The organism is Nonomuraea zeae (assembly GCF_005889725.1).
Taxonomy (GTDB): Bacteria; Actinomycetota; Actinomycetes; order Streptosporangiales; family Streptosporangiaceae; genus Nonomuraea; species Nonomuraea zeae.
This window is the reverse complement of sequence record NZ_VCKX01000229.1, coordinates 1-20,557: the sequence shown is the minus strand read 5'-3', so window position 1 is coordinate 20,557 and position 20,557 is coordinate 1. Positions and strand designations below refer to the sequence as shown.

The 20,557-nt window shown below is 69.9% G+C and carries 20 protein-coding genes; 9 read left to right on the top strand and 11 right to left on the bottom strand.

Annotation, left to right across the window (positions count from 1 at the left end; all coding sequences use genetic code 11):
- Positions 1-132 precede the first annotated feature (132 nt).
- Positions 133-1,356 carry a M20 family metallopeptidase gene (locus tag ETD85_RS45585; protein ID WP_138696086.1) on the bottom strand — a complete coding sequence of 408 codons (1,224 nt, stop codon included), beginning with the start codon at positions 1,354-1,356 and terminating at the stop codon, positions 133-135.
- A 538-nt stretch (positions 1,357-1,894) separates the two neighbouring features.
- On the opposite strand from ETD85_RS45585, the gene ETD85_RS45580 reads away from it, so the two are divergent.
- On the top strand, positions 1,895-3,247 hold the full coding sequence (locus ETD85_RS45580) for a peptide ligase PGM1-related protein (protein WP_138696085.1): 1,353 nt from the start codon (positions 1,895-1,897) through the stop codon (positions 3,245-3,247).
- Here the strand turns inward: ETD85_RS45580 and ETD85_RS45575 are convergent.
- Positions 3,219-3,443, bottom strand: a complete 225-nt coding sequence (locus ETD85_RS45575) for an SCO4848 family membrane protein (RefSeq protein WP_138696084.1) — start codon at positions 3,441-3,443, stop codon at positions 3,219-3,221. The two genes, ETD85_RS45580 and ETD85_RS45575, sit on opposite strands and share 29 nt — an antisense overlap.
- 98 nt (positions 3,444-3,541) lie before the next feature.
- Here ETD85_RS45575 and ETD85_RS45570 point away from each other — a divergent pair, with 98 nt between their 5' ends.
- Positions 3,542-4,645: a D-alanyl-D-alanine carboxypeptidase family protein gene (locus ETD85_RS45570; RefSeq protein WP_240779861.1), complete on the top strand. Its 1,104-nt coding sequence runs from the start codon at positions 3,542-3,544 to the stop codon at positions 4,643-4,645.
- Between the two features lie 40 nt (positions 4,646-4,685).
- On the opposite strand, the gene ETD85_RS45565 is transcribed toward ETD85_RS45570, so the two are convergent.
- The gene (locus ETD85_RS45565; protein ID WP_138696082.1) at positions 4,686-5,657 is read right to left on the bottom strand and encodes a YihY/virulence factor BrkB family protein; all 972 of its coding nucleotides are present in this window, start codon (positions 5,655-5,657) and stop codon (positions 4,686-4,688) included.
- A 48-nt stretch (positions 5,658-5,705) separates the two neighbouring features.
- Positions 5,706-6,989 (bottom strand): amidohydrolase family protein, encoded by a 1,284-nt coding sequence (locus tag ETD85_RS45560; protein ID WP_138696081.1) that lies wholly within the window; start codon positions 6,987-6,989, stop codon positions 5,706-5,708.
- Positions 6,990-7,050: 61 nt separating this feature from the next.
- Between ETD85_RS45560 and ETD85_RS45555 the strand changes: the two genes are divergently transcribed.
- A complete protein-coding gene (locus tag ETD85_RS45555) occupies positions 7,051-7,560 on the top strand; it encodes a MarR family winged helix-turn-helix transcriptional regulator (RefSeq protein ID WP_170247188.1) in 510 nt (169 codons plus the stop codon).
- 31 nt (positions 7,561-7,591) lie between these two features.
- Here the strand turns inward: ETD85_RS45555 and ETD85_RS45550 are convergent, their stop codons facing one another.
- A complete protein-coding gene (locus tag ETD85_RS45550) occupies positions 7,592-8,485 on the bottom strand; it encodes a haloalkane dehalogenase (RefSeq protein ID WP_138696079.1) in 894 nt (297 codons plus the stop codon).
- A gap of 92 nt (positions 8,486-8,577) precedes the next feature.
- Here ETD85_RS45550 and ETD85_RS45545 point away from each other — a divergent pair, with 92 nt between their 5' ends.
- The 4 genes from ETD85_RS45545 to ETD85_RS45530 all read left to right on the top strand — a co-directional run bounded on the left by ETD85_RS45545 (position 8,578) and on the right by ETD85_RS45530 (position 10,901).
- A complete protein-coding gene (locus ETD85_RS45545) occupies positions 8,578-9,045 on the top strand; it encodes a MarR family winged helix-turn-helix transcriptional regulator (protein WP_138696078.1) in 468 nt (155 codons plus the stop codon).
- A gap of 81 nt (positions 9,046-9,126) precedes the next feature.
- Positions 9,127-10,317: a helix-turn-helix domain-containing protein gene (locus ETD85_RS45540; RefSeq protein WP_138696077.1), complete on the top strand. Its 1,191-nt coding sequence runs from the start codon at positions 9,127-9,129 to the stop codon at positions 10,315-10,317.
- A gap of 105 nt (positions 10,318-10,422) precedes the next feature.
- Positions 10,423-10,617, top strand: a complete 195-nt coding sequence (locus ETD85_RS45535; RefSeq protein ID WP_138696076.1) for a hypothetical protein — start codon at positions 10,423-10,425, stop codon at positions 10,615-10,617.
- Positions 10,614-10,901 carry a hypothetical protein gene (locus ETD85_RS45530; protein WP_138696075.1) on the top strand — a complete coding sequence of 96 codons (288 nt, stop codon included), beginning with the start codon at positions 10,614-10,616 and terminating at the stop codon, positions 10,899-10,901. The genes ETD85_RS45535 and ETD85_RS45530 overlap by 4 nt, the downstream gene beginning before the upstream one ends.
- Before the next feature lie 185 nt (positions 10,902-11,086).
- On the opposite strand, the gene trpS is transcribed toward ETD85_RS45530, so the two are convergent.
- Both trpS and ETD85_RS45520 read right to left on the bottom strand, forming a co-directional pair.
- On the bottom strand, positions 11,087-12,091 hold the full coding sequence (gene trpS, locus ETD85_RS45525; RefSeq protein WP_206059289.1) for a tryptophan--tRNA ligase: 1,005 nt from the start codon (positions 12,089-12,091) through the stop codon (positions 11,087-11,089).
- Between the two features lie 14 nt (positions 12,092-12,105).
- On the bottom strand, positions 12,106-13,419 hold the full coding sequence (locus ETD85_RS45520; protein WP_138696073.1) for a hemolysin family protein: 1,314 nt from the start codon (positions 13,417-13,419) through the stop codon (positions 12,106-12,108).
- A gap of 86 nt (positions 13,420-13,505) precedes the next feature.
- Between ETD85_RS45520 and galE the strand changes: the two genes are divergently transcribed.
- Positions 13,506-14,453 (top strand): UDP-glucose 4-epimerase GalE, encoded by a 948-nt coding sequence (galE, locus tag ETD85_RS45515; RefSeq protein WP_138696072.1) that lies wholly within the window; start codon positions 13,506-13,508, stop codon positions 14,451-14,453.
- Positions 14,454-14,723: 270 nt separating this feature from the next.
- Here galE and ETD85_RS45510 read toward each other — a convergent pair whose 3' ends face one another.
- Complete coding sequence (locus ETD85_RS45510) at positions 14,724-15,722, bottom strand: malate dehydrogenase (RefSeq protein WP_138696071.1); 999 nt, start codon at positions 15,720-15,722, stop codon at positions 14,724-14,726.
- 58 nt (positions 15,723-15,780) lie between these two features.
- Complete coding sequence (locus ETD85_RS45505) at positions 15,781-17,805, bottom strand: serine/threonine-protein kinase (RefSeq protein ID WP_138696070.1); 2,025 nt, start codon at positions 17,803-17,805, stop codon at positions 15,781-15,783.
- A gap of 171 nt (positions 17,806-17,976) precedes the next feature.
- On the opposite strand from ETD85_RS45505, the gene ETD85_RS45500 reads away from it, so the two are divergent.
- Entirely contained in the window at positions 17,977-19,104 is a 1,128-nt protein-coding gene (locus tag ETD85_RS45500; protein ID WP_138696069.1) for a saccharopine dehydrogenase family protein, read from the top strand.
- Positions 19,105-19,113: 9 nt separating this feature from the next.
- On the opposite strand, the gene ETD85_RS45495 is transcribed toward ETD85_RS45500, so the two are convergent.
- The gene (locus tag ETD85_RS45495) at positions 19,114-20,118 is read right to left on the bottom strand and encodes a polysaccharide deacetylase family protein (RefSeq protein WP_240779860.1); all 1,005 of its coding nucleotides are present in this window, start codon (positions 20,116-20,118) and stop codon (positions 19,114-19,116) included.
- Between the two features lie 148 nt (positions 20,119-20,266).
- Positions 20,267-20,557 (bottom strand): SRPBCC family protein (locus ETD85_RS45490; RefSeq protein ID WP_476739306.1); only part of this gene is annotated, 291 nt, incomplete at its 5' end.

Sequence of the window (20,557 nt, the reverse complement as noted above, 5' to 3'; positions counted from 1 at the left end):
AGATGGGTATAAGAGACAGGACCTCAGCCGGAGTACGGCGGAGGGCGGAGGGACCAGGCCGACCATGCACCCGCCCCGAAAAAAGAAGACCCCCGCCGAAGCACGGCGGGGGTCCGGACCGGGAGGGGACGGTCAGGCCATGGCGCTGGTGATCGAGTCGAGCGGCCCGACATCCCACAACGCGGTCAGCGCGGTGGCGGCCATCACCCGCACCCCCATCGAGATCGCCTTCTCGTCCACGTCGAACGTCCCCTGGTGGATGTCGTAGGTGACACCGTCGGGCGACCGCGTCCCGAGCCGGGCGAACGCGCCGGGGATCGACTCCAGATACCAGGCGAAGTCCTCCCCGCCGAGCGACTGCTGCGTCGGCACCACGGCGCCCGCGCCCAGCGCGCGCTCCGCCGCCTCGGCCAGCATCTCGACGCTGACCTCGTCGTTGACCACCGGCGGCACCCCGCGGGTGTAGTCCATCGTGGCCTCCACGCCGTAGGCGCCGGCCACCGACTCCAGCAGGGACTTGATCAGGTCGGGAGCGGCGTGCCAGGCGTTCTCGTCGAGGCAGCGCACCGTGCCCTCGGCGACCCCGTCGTCGGGGATGGCGTTGGCCGCGGACCCGGCCTGCACCTTGCCCCAGACGAGGCTGAGCGAGGAGCGCGGGTCCACCCGGCGCGACAGGGCGGCGGGCAGCTCGGTGAGGATCTTGGCCAGCGCGAAGACCAGGTCGGCCGTGAGGTGGGGGCGGGCGGTGTGGCCGCCGGGGCCCGAGACGCGTACGACGAGCTTGTCGCAGGCCGAGGTGATCGGGCCGGACCTGAGCCCGAGCTGGCCGACGTCCACGCGCGGGTCGCAGTGCAGCCCGAAGATGCGGTCGACGCCGCTGATGCCGCCCTGCGCCATGACCTCCAGCGCGCCACCCGGCAGCTCCTCGGCGGGCTGGAAGATCAGGCGTACGCGGCCCGGCAGGAGACCGGCCGCGGCCTGCTGGGCGAGGAAGAGCGAGGTGCCGAGCAGGACCGTGGTGTGCACGTCGTGGCCGCACGCGTGGCAGGCCCCGGCGACCGTCGAGTGGTAGGGCACGTCCTTCTCGTCCTGCAGCGGCAGCGCGTCGATATCGGCGCGCAACGCCACCGTAGGACCGTCACCGCTGCCCACGTCACAGATCACGCCGGTGCCACGAGGAAGGATCAAAGGAGTCAGCCCGGCGGCCGTGAGCCGGTCGGCGATGCGCTGTGTCGTGCGATATTCGGCGAAAGCCAGCTCTGGATGCATGTGAAGGTCGCGGCGGAACGCCACGAGCTCCGGCTCGGTCTCCGCCAGGAACGCGTCGAGTTCCCCCCGCAGCTCACGTCCCCGCATGTGTCACCATCCCGTCCCAATGCCGCGCGCCCCAAACGTTCTGGCGATCGCGGCTCATGCGCTGTAAATACTCGTCCATCCCGCGTGTGGCCCCCCAGGTCGAGCGGCCGCTCGGCGAATCAAAAAACACACCCCCTGGTCGAGGTGCGCGAGATCGTCAGCACGGGCGTTGCGTTCGTCTGTCGCGAGTGCCGCTGCAGCCTGGGTGCACGGCGGTCGGCCGTGAGCCCGATGGCGATGCTTCGACTTTATCGCTCTCGTGCGTCTTCTCGCCGACAGATACACCAAAAGCTAGCCGATGGCCTGCCCGGAACTGCAGGTTGTCACAGTCCGTGAACGTCCTCATGATCCGGAAATAGTCACAAGGGATCATTAGATAGTGACCCGATGTCGCCACTTCCAAACGTGGTCAGCGATTCCGAATCCTGTCACCTTCCGTCATGGTCATGCCACTCCGGCGCTGGCTGCATTTGAGAAGAATGCGTGTTTCACTCGCTATATGATCACTAATATCCCGTTCGGGGAGAAGCATGCTGGGTTGAGCATCTTCGAGCCGAGCGAGGGGACCCTGGTGGTCGTACCCTCGCTCTCCCTGCCGCAGGACGAGCTCCGCCGCATCACAGCGGCCAGATCGTACGAAGAACGGCTGCTTTTCCTGCTCCTCACGCTCCGGGCACCCGGGGTCAAGGTGATCTACCTGTCCTCCGCGCCGATCGATCCGGACATCATCGACTACTACTTCGCGTTCTTGCCCGATCCGGATGACGCGGCCAAGCGGCTCACCCTGATCAGCCTCGACGACCCCTGGTCCCAGCCGCTGACCCAAACCCTGCTCTCCCGTCCCGACGCGATCGAGCAACTACGCTGCGCTATCGACGGTGACGCATGGGTGGTGCCATTCGTCCTCAGCGAGCTCGAAGAGGAGCTGGCTTCGCTACTCAACGTTCCCATCTACGGTCCGGCCACCTCTTTGGCCTATTACGGCTCCAAGAGCGGCTCCCGAGAGGTCGGCCACGAGGCCGGCGTGCCCATGGCGCGCGGCTTCGGCGACGTGCACTCGGCGATCGAGATCGAGGAGGCGATCGAGGCCCTGCCGGGCGAGCGGGTGATCGTCAAGCTGAACGACGGGTATTCGGGGCTGGGCAACGCGATCGTCACCAAGGCCGACAGATCGCTGACCAGCTTCTCGGCCGCCGGTGAGACCTGGACCAGCTTCACCACGAAGATCAGGGGCCGGGGGGCTGTGGTTGAGGAATTCATCGAACATCGCCCGCTCTACTACCCGAGCGCGCTGGCGCAAATCACGCCCGGCGGGGACGCACAGGTGCTCGCCACGCACGACCAGGTGCTCGGCGGCACCAACAACCACGTCTACCAGGGCTGCACGTTCCCCGCGGCGCCGGAGTACCGGGCCGAGGTGGGCGCGTCGGCCGCGCGGATCGCGCGCATCCTGGCGGATCGGGGCGTGGTCGGGCTGTTCGGGATGGACTTCTTCGCGCTGAAGGCCGACGGCGGGTACGCGGCGCTGCTGTGCGAGATCAACCTGCGGATCGGCGGCACCACGCACCCGTTCGGCGCGGCGGTGCTGACCACCGGGGCCACGTACGATCCGGGGACCGGTCTGCTCATGGCCGGAGATCAGCCGAAGTTCTACACCGCGACCGACAACTGCGCCTCGTCCTGCCTGCGCGGACGCACCCCCGGCGAGGTCATGCGCACGGCCGGGCGGATGGGCATCGGGTTCGACGCCGAGCGGCGGACCGGAAACGTCTTCCACCTGCTCGGCGCCGTTCCCGATCACGGCAAGCTGGGCTTCACCTCGATCGGCGACTCACGCGAGGAGGCCGACGAGCTGCACGCGCTCACCCGGCGTCTCCTTTGCGGCCCCTGACGGAGGCGGCGCGGAGTCCTCGCCAGCCGATGACGCCCAGCACCAGGGCGAGGACGATGTTGACCGCGATCAGGATGCCGTGCACCACGTAGAAGGCGGTCGGATGGCCGTCGGCCAAGTTAAACCCCAGGTTGACCCACTCAAAGATCATGAATGCGCCGAGGATGATGAGGAATCCGGCGATCTTTCGTGACATGCCCGTCTCTCTAGTATCGAAGGTGGATCTTCGGGGGATGTGTCGCCACATGGACATTCACCCGGAGCTACGCTGAGACCGCCATGTGGACGAAAATCGTGCCTGTCACGGCACTCATCGCCTCGGTCTCGCTCACCGGCGGGACCGCATATGCCACACCGTCGACGCCGGTCGGCGGCGAGGCGCTGGGCAGCCGCGGCCTGGTCGCACCCGAGGGCGTCAAGAAGCCGCCCAAGACCCAGGCTACTTCGTTCGTCATCGCGGACGTGGACACGGGCCAGGTGCTCGCGGCCAAGGACGCCCACGGGCGCTATCTGCCCGCGAGCACGCTGAAGACGCTGACCGCGCTCACGCTCATCCCGAAGCTGGACAAGAACCGCAAGATCCGGCCGAGCAAGAACGCCTGCAACCAGGAGGGCACCGCGGTCGGGCTCTCGGTCAAGGCCACGTACAAGGTCGACGACCTGTTCAAGGCCCTGATGATGTCGTCGGGCAACGACGCGGCGATGGCACTCGCCGAGACGAACGGCGGCCTCGCCCAGACCATGCGTGACATGAACGCCGAGGCCAAGCGGCTGCAGGCGAACGACACCGTGGCCAAGACGCCCAGCGGCCTGGACAAGCCGGGGCAGAGCAGCTCGGCCTACGACCTGGCGCTCATCGCCCGGGCCGGGCTGGCCAACCCCGAGTTCAAGCGCTACATCAGCACGAAGACGTCCACCTTCCCCGCGCCGAGGGGCCACTACGAGATCAGCAACCACAACAAGCTGCTCTGGCGCTACAAGGGCATGGTCGGCGTCAAGAACGGCTGGACCTCGAAGGCGCAGGGCAGCTTCGTCGGCGCGGCCACCCGGGGCGGGCACACGATCCTGGTGAGCATCATGCGGCACGAGGGCTACTTCTGGGAGGAAGTGGCCGACCTGCTCGACTGGGGCTTCTCGGTCAGGGGCAAGGCCACGCCGGTCGGCCAGCTGGTGGATCCGCTGCCCGCCGCGCAGGCCGCTCCCCAGCCCGGGGCGTCGGCGCCGGCGACCACGCAGGTCACCCCGGCCGTCCAGCCGCCGCTGCTGGACACGGCCGCGAAGAAGCAGACCGACTCCAGCAGGACGATCGGCGCGGTGGTGATCGGCGGCGGGCTGCTGTTCGGGCTGATCTGGCTCGGCTACGGGATCCGCCGCAGGCGCGGCAGGTCACGCCTCTGACGCCCGCCCGGCCGGGCACCCCGATGCGGCACCCGGCCGGTCACACCTCCGGCTCCCGTCCGGCCGGTGCGCCCGACTCGGCCGGTGCGTCCGGGAGCTGAGGGACCGGCGTCGGGGACGGCGGCGGGCAGAGCCCGGCGGTGGCCGTCCAGGCGGCCACGAAGAGCACGAGCCGGGCCGAGAAGTTGATCCAGATCAGCAGCCCGACGATGACGGCGAACGTCCCGTAGAGCGGGTTGCCCAGCGTCTGCCCGAGCAGCAGCGTGGCCGCCTGCTTGAGCAGCCCGAACCCGATCGCCCCGAGCAGAGCCCCCTTGGCGATCGACCGGAACGCCTGCGTCGGCCTGGCCACCCACCCGAGCAGGATCACGAACAGCAGCCAGTCGGCCCCCACGCTGAGCGCCAGCCCCGCGATCCTGAGCCCCAGGCCGGCCGCGGGGGAATTGTCGCCGAACACCGTGTTCATGACCTTGTCCGTGGCCGTGGTGGCGAACCCCGCGACCAGCACGGACGCGATCATCGTGACCCCAATCATCATGATCGAGGCCAGGTCGCGCAGCTTGCCGAGGAAGAAGTTGAGCGGCGGCCTGGTCGTCATCGACATCTCGCGCAACGCCCCGCGCAGCGCGTCCATCGCGCCGAGCCCGGCGTAGAGCAGGCCCAGCAGGCCGATGATCCCGGCGGTCTCCTTGGCCTCGCCGATGGCCTTGATGCTGAGCCGGGCGCTGATCCCCGGCAGCCGCTCGTTGATCGCCTGCTGCAGTGCGTCCGTGACGGCGTCGTTGCTGGCCACCACGAACCCGAGCACCGCGTACGACAGCGCCACCAGCGGGAAGAACGACAGGAAGGCGAAGTACGTGACCGCGCCCGCCAGCCGGTCGCCCGACTGGCCCTCGTAGCGCTGGACCGCCCTGATCAGATGGTCGAGCGACAGCCTGCGCACCCGCCAGTCACCCACCTTGCGGCGGCCCCAGGCTTTCACCGACCCGATCCGCTGCGTGAGACTCGCCATCCACACCCTCTCCCCGGGGAGTGCCCTACCCCCGAGCCAGGGCGATGATCACGCGCGCGCCAGGTTGTCCGCCGACTCCTTCAGCGCCGCGAGGACCGTCGCCAGGTCGTGGTGAAGCAACTGCCCACCGCTCTTGACGACACGCCCTCCGACCATGACCGTCTCCACCGCGCTGGTGTCGGCGTTCAGCACGACGGCGCCGATGGGGTCGTGGGCCGCCGCCATGCCGAGCGTGTCCGTACGCAGCACGATCAGGTCGGCCTGCTTGCCGGGCCGCAGCGAGCCGACGGCATCGCCCAGCCCGAGCACCTCCGCGCCCTCGATGGTGGCCATGCGCAGCGCGTCACGCGTGCTGAAGCCCAGCCCCGCGCCGTCGGGGCGGCCGCGTTCGAGCAGGTGGGCGGTGCGCATCTGGCTGAACATGTCGCCGGGCGCGCACACCACGGTGTCGGCGCTGAGCCCGGTCGGGATCCCGGCCGCCCGGGCGCGTCCCGAGACCGGGTAGCCGATCGCCAGGTTCATCTCGTCCACAGGCGAGACCGAGACGCTCCCGCCGGCCGCCGCGATGCGCTTGAACTCCTCGTCGGTGTAGTGCAGCGCGTGCACGAAGGTGGTGGGGGTGCGGAGCAGGCCGTTCGACTCCAGGAACGCCAGGCCGCGCGCGGCGCTCTCGCTCCCGTGCCCGCCGAGGTGCGCGGTCACCGGCAGGCCCAGCTCCGCGGCCAGGCGCCACTCCTCCAGCGCGCGCTCCTCGCCGGCGATCTCCGGGCCCAGCGCCGCGAGGGCCATCGTGACCAGGTCGCCGGACGTGCCGGAGAGTTGCTCGCGCACCCGCCTGGTCTCGCTGTCGAGCCCGCCCGGCGCGCCGCCGTAGCAGTAACCGAACACGCCCCTGATGCCGGAGTCGCGCAGCGCCCGCACGGCGGAGTCGGTGTGGCCGGGGGTGAGCTGGATGTGGGACCAGTCGAGCAGGGTCGTGATGCCCGCGTCCAGGCACTCCAGCGCGCCGGCCAGGTTGCCCGCATAGACGTCCGCGGCCTGGTGGCGCGGTGCGAGCTCGCCGATGATCCGCTGCAGGTAGCCGGGGAAGGTGATGTCGGGCGTGACCGCCCTGATGCCCGCCTGCCAGGTGTGCCGGTGGGTGTCGACGAACCCCGGCAGCACGAGCCGGCCGGTGGCGTCGATCACCTCCGCTCCCGGGCCCGCCGTCAGGCCGGGACCCACCTCGGCGAGCACGCCGTCCTCGATCCGCACGTCCACCTGGCCCAGCACGACGGGCTCCGGCTCGGTGTCGATGACGACGCCGTTCTTGATCAGAGTCGTGGATGTCATAGTGAAAAGCTTAATGAGAAGCTTTTTAGAAAGCAATCTTTGGATCGGTATCCTCGGTGAGGTGAAACCGGATGAGGTCGACGCGATGGTGCCTCGCTGGACGGAGGCGGGGCTGTCGCCGTCCCTCATCGCCACCCTTGAGCTGGGCAAGCGGATGACGCGGCTGCACCAGCAGTTCGACCAGGCGGTCAAGGCCGAGCTCGCGGAGCTGGAGCTGACGTACGCCGAGTTCGACGTGCTGGCCGCGCTCAGCAGGGCGGACCCGCCAACCTGCCGGATGCGGCCGAGCGAGCTGTCGAAGGCGCTGTTCCTCACCTCGGGCGGCATCAGCAACGTGCTCCAGCGGCTGACGGCGGCCGGCTACGTGGAGCGCGAGGCCAACCAGGGCGACGCGCGCAGCCGCTGGGTCCAGCTGACGGACGAGGGCCGCCGCATGGCCACGGCCGGGCTGGAGGCCGCGGGCCGCGGCTATGCGGAAGTGGCCGGCGGGGTGCCCGAGGAGACCCTGCGGGCGGCGGCGGACGCGCTGCGCGAGGTCATGTCACACATGGGCCGCCGCCGCTTCCGCTGACTCCCCTTGGCCGGCGACCACCCCGGGCCGGCTAGTTTCCGTGGCGGGCCGCCCAGGAAGAGATCGCCGCGGCGATCTCCTCCGGCCGGTCCTCCGGCGCGTGGTGCCCGGCGGGCCCGCAGTGCTCGACCTCCAGCGCGGCGATGTTCTCCCCGCACCAGGCCGCCAGCTCCGCCCCGATCATCAGCGTCGGCGCGGAGTCGAAGGTGAGCAGCAGCTTGGGGACGTCGTCGCTGCTCGCGAGCCACTTCCCCGACTGCTCGACGGTCTCGGCCACGTCGGCGGGCTCGCCGTCGATCGGGATGGAGCGCGCCCACGTCAGCAGCGGCCGGCGGCTCTCCCTGGTCGGGTACGGAGCCAGGTACGGCGCCTTCTCCTCCTCGCTCAGAGCCGTCAGCACGCCACCCGTGAACGCGGTCTCCACCAGGAAGTTCTGCTCCAGCACCAGCGCCTCCCCCTCCGGGCCGCGGATCAGCTCACTCCTGGCCCGCGGCCCCTCGCCCATCTCCGCCCAGCTCAGCGTGCGGACGAACGTCTCCAGGAAGGCCACACCGCGCACCCGTCCCGGATGGCGCGCGGCCTGGTCGAAGGCGAGCACGCCGCCCCAGTCGTGCCCGACGAGCACGACGTCCGCCAGCCCCAGCGCGTCGAACCAGGCGTCGAGGTAGCGGGCGTGGTCGCCCAGCCGGTACGGGCTGTCGGGCTTGCCCGAGCGGCCCATGCCGATCAGGTCAGGCGCCAGCAGCCGCCGGCCCGGCGCCGCCACCCCCGGCAGCACGTTCCGCCACAGGCGCGAGGAGGCCGGGTTGCCATGCAGGAAGACGAAGGTGACGCCGTCACCGGAGCCTCCGGAGGCCGTCGAGCCCTCGTAGTCCATCGTCTCCTCGTAGTACATCGTCGAATCGAGCACGTCGATCTCAGGCATGCCACTCTCCCATTCGTTCGTCAGACTAACGTTAGTGCCACCAACGAAAGTACATCGTTAGTCCCACTAACGCAACGGGATAGGATCTCCGCATGACGGACCCCATGGACGAGCAGGAGACCCCGGCCCCGCTGCAGCTCCTGCCCAGCCGGATGCTCTCCCTGGTCGCCATGCACGCCGACCGCCTGGTGAGCGACGGGCTCGCCCGCGCGGACGCCCGCAAATGGCACTACGCGGCGCTCGTGGCACTGCGCGAGAAGGGCCCGATGAGCCAGGCGGAGCTGAGCAGGCGCACCGGCATCTACCGCAGCGACCTGGTCGCCGTCATCAACGAGCTGGCCGAGCGCGGCTTCGTCAAGCGCACCCCCGACGCCGCCGACCGCCGCCGCAACGTCGTCACCGTCACACCCCAGGGCCGCAGGCATCTGCAGCGGCTGCACAAGCTGATCTCGGAGCTCCAGGAAGACCTGCTCGCGCCCTTGACCGGACCGGAACGTGAGCGGTTTACGGATTCGCTGGCCCGTCTCCTGTCCCATCACTCAGGGCGCGGCACCCCCTGAGCAGGGCGGAAACCATGGCAGGCACCCGCACGGAGCCCTAGCCTGTGGGGTGTCGGGACCGAGCCAGGAGGCATCGCGCCTATGACCGAAATCAACACCGGGCAGATGGTCCGGCTCCAGCGCGAACGGCGGGGTATGAGCACCACCGCGCTGGCCACCCAGTCCGGCTGCACCCCCAGGCACATCGAGCTGATCGAGCACGGCAAGCGGACGCCCTCGCTCCCCCTGCTCCGGGAGATCGCCAAGGTGCTGGGCGTGCGCACCGCCGTACTCTTAGGCGAGGCTCCGCGCGACTCGCACGAGCCCAGCCGCCCGCAGATCAGCGACATCGAGCGCGCCCTGTTCACCTGCCGTACCTCGCCGCCCGACATCGAGCCGCCCGACGCCGAGCAGCTCTCCGAACGCGTGGCGGCGGCCCGCAACGCCTGGTTCACCTCGACGCGCCGCTACTCGGTGCTGATGGCCGCCCTGCCCTCGCTGGTCTCCGACGCCGAGAACCTCGCGCTGGAGCGCACGCCGGCCGCCTACAGCGTGGCTACGGACGCGTACATGCTGGCCAGGGGGGTGCTCAAGCACCTGCAGCGGGTGGATCTCGCGCACATGGCCGCCGACCGGGCCATGCGCTTCGCCGAGGAGTCCGGCGATCCGCTGATGATCGGATGGTCGTACTGGAATCTGGGGCAGTCGATGCTGTCCGACGACATGCACCAGATCGCGTACGACGTCGCGCGGCGCGGCATCGAGATCCTGGAGCCGCACGTCGGGGACGGCGACGAGCGCCACATCAAGGCGCTGGGCGCGCTGCACCTGCTCGCCGCCATCAGCGCGGCCCGCTGCGGGGACGACGACGAGGCCAGAGAGACGGTACGCGGCCCGGCCACGCAGCTCGCGGAGCGCGTCGAGGACGGGTCGGGGGTCTACGACCTGGCCTTCTTCGGGCCCACCAACGTCGCCATCCACATGGCCAGCATCGAGAACGACACGGGCCGCCCCGAGGCGGTGCTGCGCATCGCCGACGACATCGACCTGCGCCACACCCCGTCCATCGAGCGGCGCACCACCCACCTGGGGCACGTCGCGCGCGCCTGCGAGGACCTCGGCGACGACGCCGCCAGCCTCCTCCACCTGCTGCGGATCGAACGCGAATGCCCGGAGGAGCTCGACCACAAGCTGCTGCTGAGAGAGATGGTCCGGTCGCTGGCGCGGCGGGCGCGGCCGTCGTGGGCGCCGGAGGCCCGCTATCTCGCCGAGCGGCACGGCATCCTGCCCTGAGGCTCTGAGGCCCTGAGTTACGAACTCTGAGTTCGGTCACGACGAACATGGAGATCTGTCGCCGCAGTTCGTCACGCACCGGCGTGTCGATGCCACCCTGCGTTCATGACCACAGCGCCGAGTGCCGATTTCGTCATGGAACGCCTGCTGCAGGAGGCGTCGCGCGAGTTCCCCGGGTGGGCGTTCGAGCGAGATCATTCAGGGTGGACCGCCACCCGCGGCGAGATCCGGCTCACCAGGCCGAGCCTGGCCGCTCTGCGGGCCATCCTGCGCGTGCACAGAGAGACGCGGCGGAGATGATCGACACGCCGGCCGAAGAGCAGGCCGACACCGACGGATTACTCGCCGGGCGTCAACTCGACGCCCTGCGCACCACCTATCCCGCGTGGGAGATCCAGCACCTCGCGGAAGGGCCGGGCCCGGCGAGATGGACGGCCAGGCTGCGGCGGCCGGTCACCGCGCAGCTGCTGGCGGCGGGAGTGCGGGAGCGCGTCGGCGGGCCCGACGCCATCACGCTCGCCTCGGCCCTGGCCCACCAGTCCGCGCTCCTCCACAACCGGCGCCCGGGACTCTGGCCCACCTGATCCACCACCTCAGCCGACCCGGGGCTCCGCCTGGTCGGCACCGGCCGATTGGACGTCCCCGGTCGTCCGCCTGGCTCCTCCCCTCCGCGCCCAACGCGGCCCCAGGGTCGTCAGGCGGGCGGCCGGGGCGAAAAACCCCGGCGCCGCGGCGACGTCGGCCACCGGTGGCCCGGTGGGCGGGGGAACTACAGCTTGGGCAGGAAGCCGACCTTGTCGCGGACCTCGGCCATGGTCTGCCGCGCCACCGCCGACGCGCGCTCGGCGCCGATGGCCAGCAGGCGGTCGAGCTCCACCTCGTCCGACAGCAGCTTCTCCGTACGCTCCCTGATCGGCGTGAACGTCTCCACCACCGCCTCGGCCACCTCCTTCTTGAAGGTGCCGTAGCCCTGGCCCTCGTAGCGGGCGACGAGCTCGGGGATGGGCGTCCCGGTCAGCGCCGACTGGATGCGGAGCAGGTTGGAGATGCCGGGTTTGTTCTCCTCGTCGAACAGCACCTCAGACCCGGTGTCCGTGACCGCCCGCATGATCTTCTTACGCAGCGGCCCCGGCTGCTCCAGGACGTCGAGGATGCCGGCCGGGCTCGACGACGACTTCGACATCTTCGCCGTCGGGTCCTGGAGGTCGGTGATCTTCTCGACCTCCTTGAGGATGTGCGGCTCCGGCAGCGTGAACGTGTCGCCGAAGCGGTGGTTGAAGCGCTGCCCCAGGTCGCGGGTGAGCTCCAGGTGCTGCTTCTGGTCGGCGCCCACCGGCACCCGGTTGGCCTGGTAGATCAGGATGTCGGCGGCCTGCAGGATCGGGTAGGTGAAGAGACCGACGCTGGCCGCGTTCTCGCCGAACTTGGCGGACTTGTCCTTGAACTGGGTCATCCGCGCCGCCTCGCCCATGCCGGTGAGGCAGATCAGCACCCAGGCGAGCTCGGTGTGCTCGCGCACGTGCGACTGCACGAAGACGGTGGAGCGCTCCGGGTCGAGCCCGGCGGCGAAGAGCTGGGCGGCGGCGACGCGGCTGCGGCGGCGCAGGGCGGCCGGCTCGGTCGGCACGGTGATCGCGTGGAGATCGACCACGCAGTAGAAGGCGTCGTGGGTCTCCTGCATAGTGACCCACTGGCGGACCGCACCCAGGTAATTGCCCAGGTGGAAGGAGTCCGCTGTGGGCTGGATGCCGGAGAGTACACGAGGTCTGGCCATAGCTGGCAATTGTGTCAGGAATCCGCCTCAGGCGGCGACTCGGCGGCCGGACGGCGTTTCACTCTCACTTTGGCGATACGGCGGCCGTCCAGCTCGGTCACGGCCAGCTCGAAGTCCGCGACCTCCACGCGCTCGCCCGCCGCGGGCACGTGGCCCAGCATGGCCATGACGAACCCGGCCAGCGTCTCGTAGGGACCGTCGGGCAGCCGGATGCCGGTCTCGGTGGCGAAGTCGTTGAGGTTGGTCAGGCCGTCGAGCTCGATCTCGCCCGCGGGCAGGATCACGACGTCCTCCTCGACGTCGTACTCGTCCCTGATGTCGCCGATCAGCTCCTCGACCAGGTCTTCCATGGTGACGATGCCGGCCGTGCCGCCGTATTCGTCCACCACGATCGCCAGGTGCTGGCCCTCGTCCCGCATCTCGTTCAGGGTGGTGAGCAGGCGCTTGGACGCGGGCACGAACTTGGCCGCCCGGATCGGCACCACCGCGCCGATGGGCTCGGTGCGCCCGGTGAGCTCGGGGTCGAGCAGATCGCGTACGTGGACGAAGCCGACGATCTCATCGTAGGACTCGCGGTAGACGGGGAAGCGCGAGTGCGGGAGACCGGCCGCCAGCCGCGCCGCCTGGTCGAGCGGGGTGTCCACGTCCATGAACTCGACCTCCGTACGCGGCAGCATCACCTCCCTGAGCTGGCGCTTGCCGGCCGCGAAGACCTCGCCGATCAGCTTGCGCTCGTCGGCGGTGAGATCGGTGTGCCCCACCACCATGTCGCGCAGTTCCTCGGTGGTGACCTCCTCCCTGTCGGCCTCGGGGTTGCCGCCGAGCAGCCGGACCACGCCGTCGGTGGACTTCGACAGGGTCCAGATGATCGGCCGTGACAGCGAGGCGATCCGGTCGAGGAAGGGGGCCACGTACAGCGAGAGTCCCTCGGCCCGCTGGAGTGCCAGGCGCTTGGGCGCGAGCTCGCCGAGCACCAGCGAGACGTACGAGATCGCCAGCGTCACCAGCACGAGCGCGAGCACGGGCGAGACGGCGGCGGGCACCTGCCAGCCCTCCAGCACGGGCACGAGCTGGGCCGCCAGCCGGTCGGCGCCGAACGCGGCCGACAGCATGGTGGCGACCGTGACGCCGATCTGGACGGCGGACAGGAAGCGGTTGGGGTCTCGGGCGAGCTTGGCCACCCGCTCGCCTCTGCGGCCCTTCTGCGACAGCTTGCGGACCTGACTGTCCCTCAGGGAGACCATCGCGATTTCGGCGGCGGCGAAGAACCCTCCGATGAGAATGAACAGCAGAACCAGGGCGATGTTGGCCGCGACGGTGTCAAACATGGTGGTTGGCAGCGTACTCGGCAGGTTTCCCGCGTATGCTGAACCGCAAGCCGTACAAAATCAAACATATTTCTACAGGAGTAAACATGAGGCTGCTGGTCACCGGAGGCGCCGGCTACGTCGGCAGTGTCGTCGCGGCGCAGCTCATCGAGGCGGGACACCAGGTGACCGTGCTCGACGACCTGTCCACGGGGCACGAGGACGCGGTCCCCGAGGGCGCCCGTTTCGTTCGCGCGGCCATCACCGAGGCCCACGACGCGCTCGACGGTGTGGACGCGGTGCTGCACTTCGCGGCCAAGTCCCTGGTGGGCGAGTCGGTGGCGCAGCCGGGGCTCTACTGGGCCAACAACCTGGGCGGCACCCTGGCCCTGCTGGATGCCATGCGGGAGCGGGGGGTGGGCAAGATCGTCTTCTCCTCGACCGCGGCCACGTACGGGGAACCCGAGCACACGCCCATCGAGGAGAGCGATCCCACCCGCCCGACCAACCCCTACGGCGCGTCCAAGCTGGCCGTGGACGCGGCGCTGAGCGCGTACGCGCAGATCCGCGGGCTGGGGGCGGTGAGCCTGCGCTACTTCAACGTGGCCGGGGCCTACGGCCGCTTCCGCGAGCGGCACGCGATCGAGACCCACCTCATCCCCAACGTGCTCAAGGTCGCCACCGGCGAGCGCGAGTCCGTGAGCGTGTTCGGGACCGACTACCCGACGCCGGACGGCACCTGCGTGCGGGACTACGTCCACGTGTCCGACCTGGCCAAGGCGCACCTGCTGGCGCTGGAGGCGATCACGCCCGGCGAGCACAGGATCTACAACCTGGGCAGCGGCACCGGCTTCAGCGTGCAGGAGGTGATCTCGGTCTGCCGCGAGGTCACCGGGCACGAGATCCCCGTGGTCGTCGGTGACCGCCGTGCGGGCGACCCGGCCGTGCTGGTCGCCTCGTCCGCCAAGATCCAGCGCGAGCTGGGCTGGAAGGCCGAACGGGCCGCGCTGCGCGACATCGTTTCCGACGCCTGGGGAGCGCTTTCCGGCAAATGAGTGATACGGAGGCGGGATATGTGCTGTGATACCGAAATGTGAGGAGCTTTTCACCAAGGGTCACGAAGCTGCTCTTTGGTGCCCTCATCACGGCCGGGAGTCTCACGGCCGCCGCCGGCGTCATCTTCGCCACCCCGCAGCCGGCTCCCGCCACCGCGCCGTCGCCCTGCCCGAGGACGAGCGGCCCCGCGGCACCCGAAGTGGCCCCTTGAGCCGGCGGCGCCCCCCGTACGTGACGGGAGGCGCCGCAGGGCTGAGCGGGGACGCGCGTCAGATCAGGCCGAGGCCCTTCACCGCGTCGCGCTCCTCGGCCAGCTCACGGACGCTGGCGTCGATGCGCTCGCGGGAGAACGAGTCGAGCTCCAGGCCCTGGATGATCTCGAACTGGCCGTTCACAGAACGCACGGGGAACGACGAGATGAGCCCTTCCGCCACCCCGTAGGAGCCGTCGGAGACGACCGCGGCGGAGGTCCAGTCGGTGCCGTTGACCCAGTCGTAGACGTGGTCGATCGCGGCGTTGGCGGCCGAGGCGGCCGAGGAGGCGCCGCGGGCCTCGATGATGGCGGCGCCGCGCTTGGCCACCGTCGGGATGAAGGTCTCGCGCAGCCACTCGCCGTCGACCTGCTCGGCCGCGACCTTGCCACCAACCTCGGCGTGGAACAGGTCGGGGTATTGGGTCGCGGAGTGGTTGCCCCAGATGGTCATGTTCTTGATCTCGGTGACCGGGACCTGGAGCTTGGCGGCGAGCTGGGACAGCGCGCGGTTGTGGTCGAGCCGCGTCATCGCGGTGAAGCGGTCGGCGGGCACGTCGGGCGCGTTCTGCTGGGCGATGAGCGCGTTGGTGTTGGCCGGGTTGCCCACGACCAGGACCCTGATGTCGTCGGCGGCGTGGTCGTTGATCGCCTTGCCCTGGGGGCCGAAGATGCCGCCGTTGGCGCCGAGCAGGTCGCCGCGCTCCATGCCGGCCTTGCGCGGCATGGCGCCGACCAGCAGGCCGACGTTGGCCCCGTCGAACGCGACGTTGGGGTCATCGGTGATCTCGATGCCGGACAGCAGCGGGAACGCGCAGTCGTCCAGCTCCATCGCGGTGCCCTCGGCGGCCTTCACGGCTGCCGGGATCTCCAGCAGGCTGAGCTTCACCGGGACGTCGGCGCCGAGCAGCTGCCCCGACGCGATGCGGAACAGCAATGCGTAGCCGATCTGGCCGGCGGCTCCGGTGACTGTCACCTTGACGGGCACCTTGACGGGCACAGTGGCTGACGACGCCATGGCCTTCCCCTAACTCGCAGGACGATTCACTGACGTTGGGGATGTTACCCGCTCGTCATCAGCAGGTTTCCATCGCGGGCACCTTCAGCTCCGGCTGGAAGTCCACCTTCGCGAACTGCCTGGTCAGGAGCTGCTTGATGACCCCCTTGTCGTAGAGGTCGGCGATGACGGCCTTCACCGCCTTGCAGGTCTTCGCGTCGCCGTCCTTGATACCGACGGCGTAGCGCTCGTTGTTGAGCTTGGCGCCGAGGATCTTGTAGCGCATGTTCTCGCGGCCGGCGAACCCGGCCAGGATCAGGTCGTCGCCCGGCACCGCGTCCACGCCGCCGCTCCTGAGCAGGTCCATGCAGATGGCGTAGTCGCCGGCCGTCACGGGCTCGACCTTCACCTTGTCCTGCACGTCGCCGACGGCCGGGCTGTCGGGGGCGCAGAGCTTCTTGCCTTCGAGGTCCTTCAGCGAGTCGATGCCGCTGCCCGCGCGGACCAGGACGTCGCGGTGGGCCACGTAGTAAGGTCCGGCGAACTGGACCTCGCTGTTGTCGACGGAGTAGGTGGCGACCACGAGATCGACCCGGCCGTCGGCCAGCGCGCGCGCCCGGTCGTCGCGGCCGATGTTGACGAGCTGCGTCTCCTTCGCGCCCAGCCCGGTCGCGATGCGCCTGGCGACCTCGATGTCGAAGCCCTGGAACTCGTCGCCGTTCTGCAGCGCGACCCCGGGCAGGTCGCCCTTGACACCGATCACGATCCGCCCGGTCTGCGCCACCTTGTCGACCACCGTGTCGAACGGCCCCTGCTCGGACGACTCCTGCTCGGAGGTCCGGGTCGGCACGGGCTGCTCGAAGAACGCCAGTTGCGGCCAGCCGTTCATCGCGAGCGCGAGCGCCGCGGCGGCGACCAGGACGAGCGCGGTCAGCACCGCGATCCACACCTTCGCCCGGCGGCGCCGCGCGGGCCCGCCCGGCGCGGTCACGGGGTACGGCGTCCCGCCTGTCTCCGGTGGCACCGTGAGGGCCTGAAGGCTGTTGTGCGGCCCCGAACCGCCCGTGTGCCCTGTTGCGCCAGGGCCGGGGTGCGCCGGCCCGGCAGAACCCGTCTGAGCGGACCCGGTCGTATTGTGCCCCGAGCCGTGCCCCGGGGGCGCCGCCGCGCCGTGGCCCGTGGCCGGGCCGGGCTTGTCGGTGATCGACCCGGCCGACACCCTCGTGAACGGCGTGGTGTCGTCGCTGGCCACCTGAACGCCTCTGGTGAGCACGGCCGTGGACGCCCCCACCGTGGACGACTGCCCGAGCAGCCGCAGCAGGATCTGGTCGGCCGATGGCCGCTCCGCCGGGGACTTGCTCAGCGCGGAGCGCACCACGCTCTGCAGCGGCTCCGGCATCATGCCGACGTCGACCTCGTGGTTGAGGATCCGGTTGAGCACCACGGCGATGGACTTGCCCTCGAAGGCCGTCTTGCCCGTCGCCGCAAAGGCGATGGTCGCGCCCCAGGAGAACACGTCGGTGTAGGGGCCGATGTCGTCGCCCGCGATCTGCTCGGGCGCCATGTAGGCGGGCGTGCCGATGGCCCGGCTGGTGATCGTGCCCGTGGAGTCGATGATCCGGGCGATCCCGAAGTCCACCACGCGCGGCCCGTCGGCGGCGATCAGCACGTTGTCGGGCTTGAAGTCCCTGTGCACGATCGAGGCGTGGTGGATGGCGGTGAGCGCGGTGGCGGTGCCGATCGCGAGCCGGTCGAGCACGGTGCCGGTGAGCGGCCCGTCGGTCTCGACGATCTCCCTGAGCGGGCGGCCGTCGATGTACTCGCTGGCTATGTACGGTGTGTCACCGTCGAGGTCGGCCTCCACGACCCGGGCCGTGCAGAACGACGCGACCCGCTGCGCCGCCTTCAGCTCCCTGGCGAAGCGCGACCTGGCGATGGTGTCACCGGTGAATTTGACATGCAGCAGCTTGATCGCCGCCTGCTCGCCTTTGTCATTGACGCCCAGGTAAACGATGCCCTGACCACCTTCTCCAATCCGTCCGGACAACCTGAACGGTCCCAGCTCCCTGGGATCGCCGGTCACCAACGGCGAGATTTGCGGCATTCGTCATCCCCACGTGTACTGAACCCCAACGACGCAAACTTTACGACGCTCAGCAACTTCCCAGGGATCCGTTAACCGTTCGTGACGTCACGGTTTGCGATATTCGTCATGAAAACGGGCAGACGAACGAATCGCTTGCGCCATCGGGCTTCTGCGAGGACTCTCAAGATCATGGAACGTCCGTACGACATCGTGCTCTTCGGAGCGAGCGGCTTCACCGGCGCGCTCACGGCCTCCTACCTGGCCAGGACGGCGCCGCCCGGCACGCGCTGGGCGCTGGCCGGGCGCGACCGGGCCAAGCTGGAGCGGCTGGGGCTGGACGCGCCGATCCTGATCGCCGACGCCGCCGACCCCGCGGCGGTGGCCGAGCTGGCCCGCAGTACGCGCGTGCTGGCCACCACGGTCGGCCCCTACGTGACGTACGGCGAGCCGCTCGTCGCCGCCTGCGCCGACGCCGGCACCCACTATCTGGACCTCACGGGCGAGGCCGAGTTCGTGGACCGGGTGTACGTCCGCTACCACCACCGGGCCGTCAGGAGCGGCGCGAAGCTGGTGCACGCCTGCGGCTTCGACTCGATCCCGTACGACCTCGGCACCCTGCACACCGTGTCCCGGCTCCCCGAGGGCGTCCCGCTCAAGGTCAGCTGCTTCATGCGGGCGAGCCTGAGCGCGTCGGGCGGCACGGTCGCGTCCGCGATGACGATCTTCGGCCGCGCCCGCCGGCAGATCGAGCAGGGCACGCAGCGCCGCTCCGCCGAGCCGCGGCCGAAGGGCCGAAAGGTGAGCGCGCTGCCCGGCGGCCTGCGCTACGTGGGCGGCTGGGCCCTGCCGATGCCCAGCCTGGACCCGCAGATCGTCGGCTACTCGGCCCGCCTGCTCGACCGGTACGGCCCGGACTTCACCTACCGCCAGTACTACGCGGTCAGGACCCTCCCCGCCGCGCTGGCGACGGTGGCGGGCGCGGGCGCGCTGGTCGCGCTCGCGCAGATCCCGGCCGTGCGCAGGCGCGTCCAGGACCGGATACGTCCCGGCGAGGGCCCGTCGCCCGAGCGGCGCGCGAAGAGCTGGTTCAAGGTCACGCTGCTGGGCGAGGGCGGCGGCGAGCGCGTGGTGACCGAGGTCGCGGGTGGCGACCCGGGCTACGACGAGACCGCCAAGATGCTCTCGGAGTCCGCCCTCTGCCTGGCCTTCGACGACGTACCGGAGCTCGCGGGCCAGCTCACGACGGCCTCCGCCATGGGGCGGCCGCTGATCGAGCGCCTGCATCGCGCGGGCATCACGTTCACCACCCGCCCCTGAGCGCCGCCGCTAGTAGGGCAGGCTCCAAGTGGCGAAGGACTTGCGCAGGTACGGATTCTTGTACTTCGGGTACGCGACCGTCCGCACGTCACCGTCCGAGGTGTAGCGCATGTCCGGGTTGTTCTTGAGCCAGTCGAGCCAGGCCGCCGAGCAGAACTGGGCGCAGTCGCCCTTCTTCTCCATGGCCTTGATGCGCGGGATCCCGGCCGCGTCGAACGACTTGCTGAACGGCGCGGGCGCCGGCGTGTAACCGGCCAGGAACGCGCCCTTGTGGTTGTAGAGCTTGCCCTTCATCGCCCAGTCCTTGTGGCGCGGCTGGTTGCCGTACGGCAGGGCGATGGTGGTCGGGTTGGTGTAGGACAAGGAGCTGATCTGCTTGGCGATTGTGCCGATCTGCTCCTCGACCTCCTTCTGCGAGCGGCCCCGCAGGTTGAGGTGGTCACGGGTGTGGTTGCCGATCTCGAACCCGTTGTCCTTGAGCCAGAGCAGCGCCTGCGCCTGCTCCTCGCGTACGGTCTTGCCGAACATGTCGCGGGTCACGTAGAACGTGGCGGCCGGGCGCCAGCCCGGGTGCTTGGCCGCCACTTCCTTCAGGATCGCGACCGCGGTGTCCTTCTGCGGCACGCCCATCTCGTTCAGGGTGAGCTGCGAAGGAGAGGAGTCGTCGAAGGTCAGGACGACGGGGTGCTTGCCGGCCGGAATGTCGATCTTGCCGGCCACCATCTCGGCGGCCGTGATCGGCACGTAGTCCTCCCTCACCAGCCGCTCCAGGTCGGCCCGGAACTGCTCGGGCGACCTGTCGTCCGTCGTGGCCGGCTTGGGGACGATCCGGTGGAACATCAGCACCGGGATCTGCCCCAGCTCGTTGGCCTTGACCTTGGCGGCGGCCTTGACCTTGGCCGCCCTGCTCGCCTTGAGCTTGGCGGCGGCGTCGGCCTTGGTGTCGGCCATCTTCACGGTGGCGGGCTGCGAGTCGCACCCGGTCAGGATCGCGGCGGCGGCCAGCAGTCCCACCCCGCCCAAAATACGCAGTCGCATCCGAACCCCCCGAGACACGCACGACTGTTACGTGGTGGCTCCTACCCAGCTGATCAATTGCGCCACGCCTCCCGAGCCGTCAAGAGATGGTCTTGGAACGGCGAAACAGCGCTTTGACCAGCGCCTATCGGTGGCGGGCCTCGGCGGCGGCCTTCAGGTCGCGCAGCCACGCTTCGAGCCCCGCGCCGAGGGCGGCGGTCGCGGTGGGGACGTCCGCCTCGACCTGGGCGCCGGTCCAGGTCTCCTCGGTGTGCACGTGGACGCCACCCTTGACCTTGGTGAACGTCCACAGGTGGACGCCCCGGTCGATGCGCAGCCCGTCGCCGATCGCGGGCCCGCTCCACAGGATGCAGGCGTCGCGCTTGAGCTGCTTGACGGTGGAGGTGATCTCCAGGGTGGTGGCGGGGGTCGTGGG

Coding starts and splice junctions, on each gene's coding strand:
- ETD85_RS45585 (WP_138696086.1), bottom strand. CDS start 1,356: ATGCGGGGACGTGAGCTGCGGGGGGAACTCGACGCGTTCCTGGCGGAG.
- ETD85_RS45575 (WP_138696084.1), bottom strand. CDS start 3,443: ATGTCACGAAAGATCGCCGGATTCCTCATCATCCTCGGCGCATTCATG.
- ETD85_RS45565 (WP_138696082.1), bottom strand. CDS start 5,657: ATGGCGAGTCTCACGCAGCGGATCGGGTCGGTGAAAGCCTGGGGCCGC.
- ETD85_RS45560 (WP_138696081.1), bottom strand. CDS start 6,989: ATGACATCCACGACTCTGATCAAGAACGGCGTCGTCATCGACACCGAG.
- ETD85_RS45550 (WP_138696079.1), bottom strand. CDS start 8,485: ATGCCTGAGATCGACGTGCTCGATTCGACGATGTACTACGAGGAGACG.
- ETD85_RS45545 (WP_138696078.1), top strand. CDS start 8,578: ATGACGGACCCCATGGACGAGCAGGAGACCCCGGCCCCGCTGCAGCTC.
- ETD85_RS45540 (WP_138696077.1), top strand. CDS start 9,127: ATGACCGAAATCAACACCGGGCAGATGGTCCGGCTCCAGCGCGAACGG.
- ETD85_RS45535 (WP_138696076.1), top strand. CDS start 10,423: ATGACCACAGCGCCGAGTGCCGATTTCGTCATGGAACGCCTGCTGCAG.
- ETD85_RS45530 (WP_138696075.1), top strand. CDS start 10,614: ATGATCGACACGCCGGCCGAAGAGCAGGCCGACACCGACGGATTACTC.
- trpS (WP_206059289.1), bottom strand. CDS start 12,091: ATGGCCAGACCTCGTGTACTCTCCGGCATCCAGCCCACAGCGGACTCC.
- ETD85_RS45520 (WP_138696073.1), bottom strand. CDS start 13,419: ATGTTTGACACCGTCGCGGCCAACATCGCCCTGGTTCTGCTGTTCATT.
- galE (WP_138696072.1), top strand. CDS start 13,506: ATGAGGCTGCTGGTCACCGGAGGCGCCGGCTACGTCGGCAGTGTCGTC.
- ETD85_RS45510 (WP_138696071.1), bottom strand. CDS start 15,722: ATGGCGTCGTCAGCCACTGTGCCCGTCAAGGTGCCCGTCAAGGTGACA.
- ETD85_RS45505 (WP_138696070.1), bottom strand. CDS start 17,805: ATGCCGCAAATCTCGCCGTTGGTGACCGGCGATCCCAGGGAGCTGGGA.
- ETD85_RS45500 (WP_138696069.1), top strand. CDS start 17,977: ATGGAACGTCCGTACGACATCGTGCTCTTCGGAGCGAGCGGCTTCACC.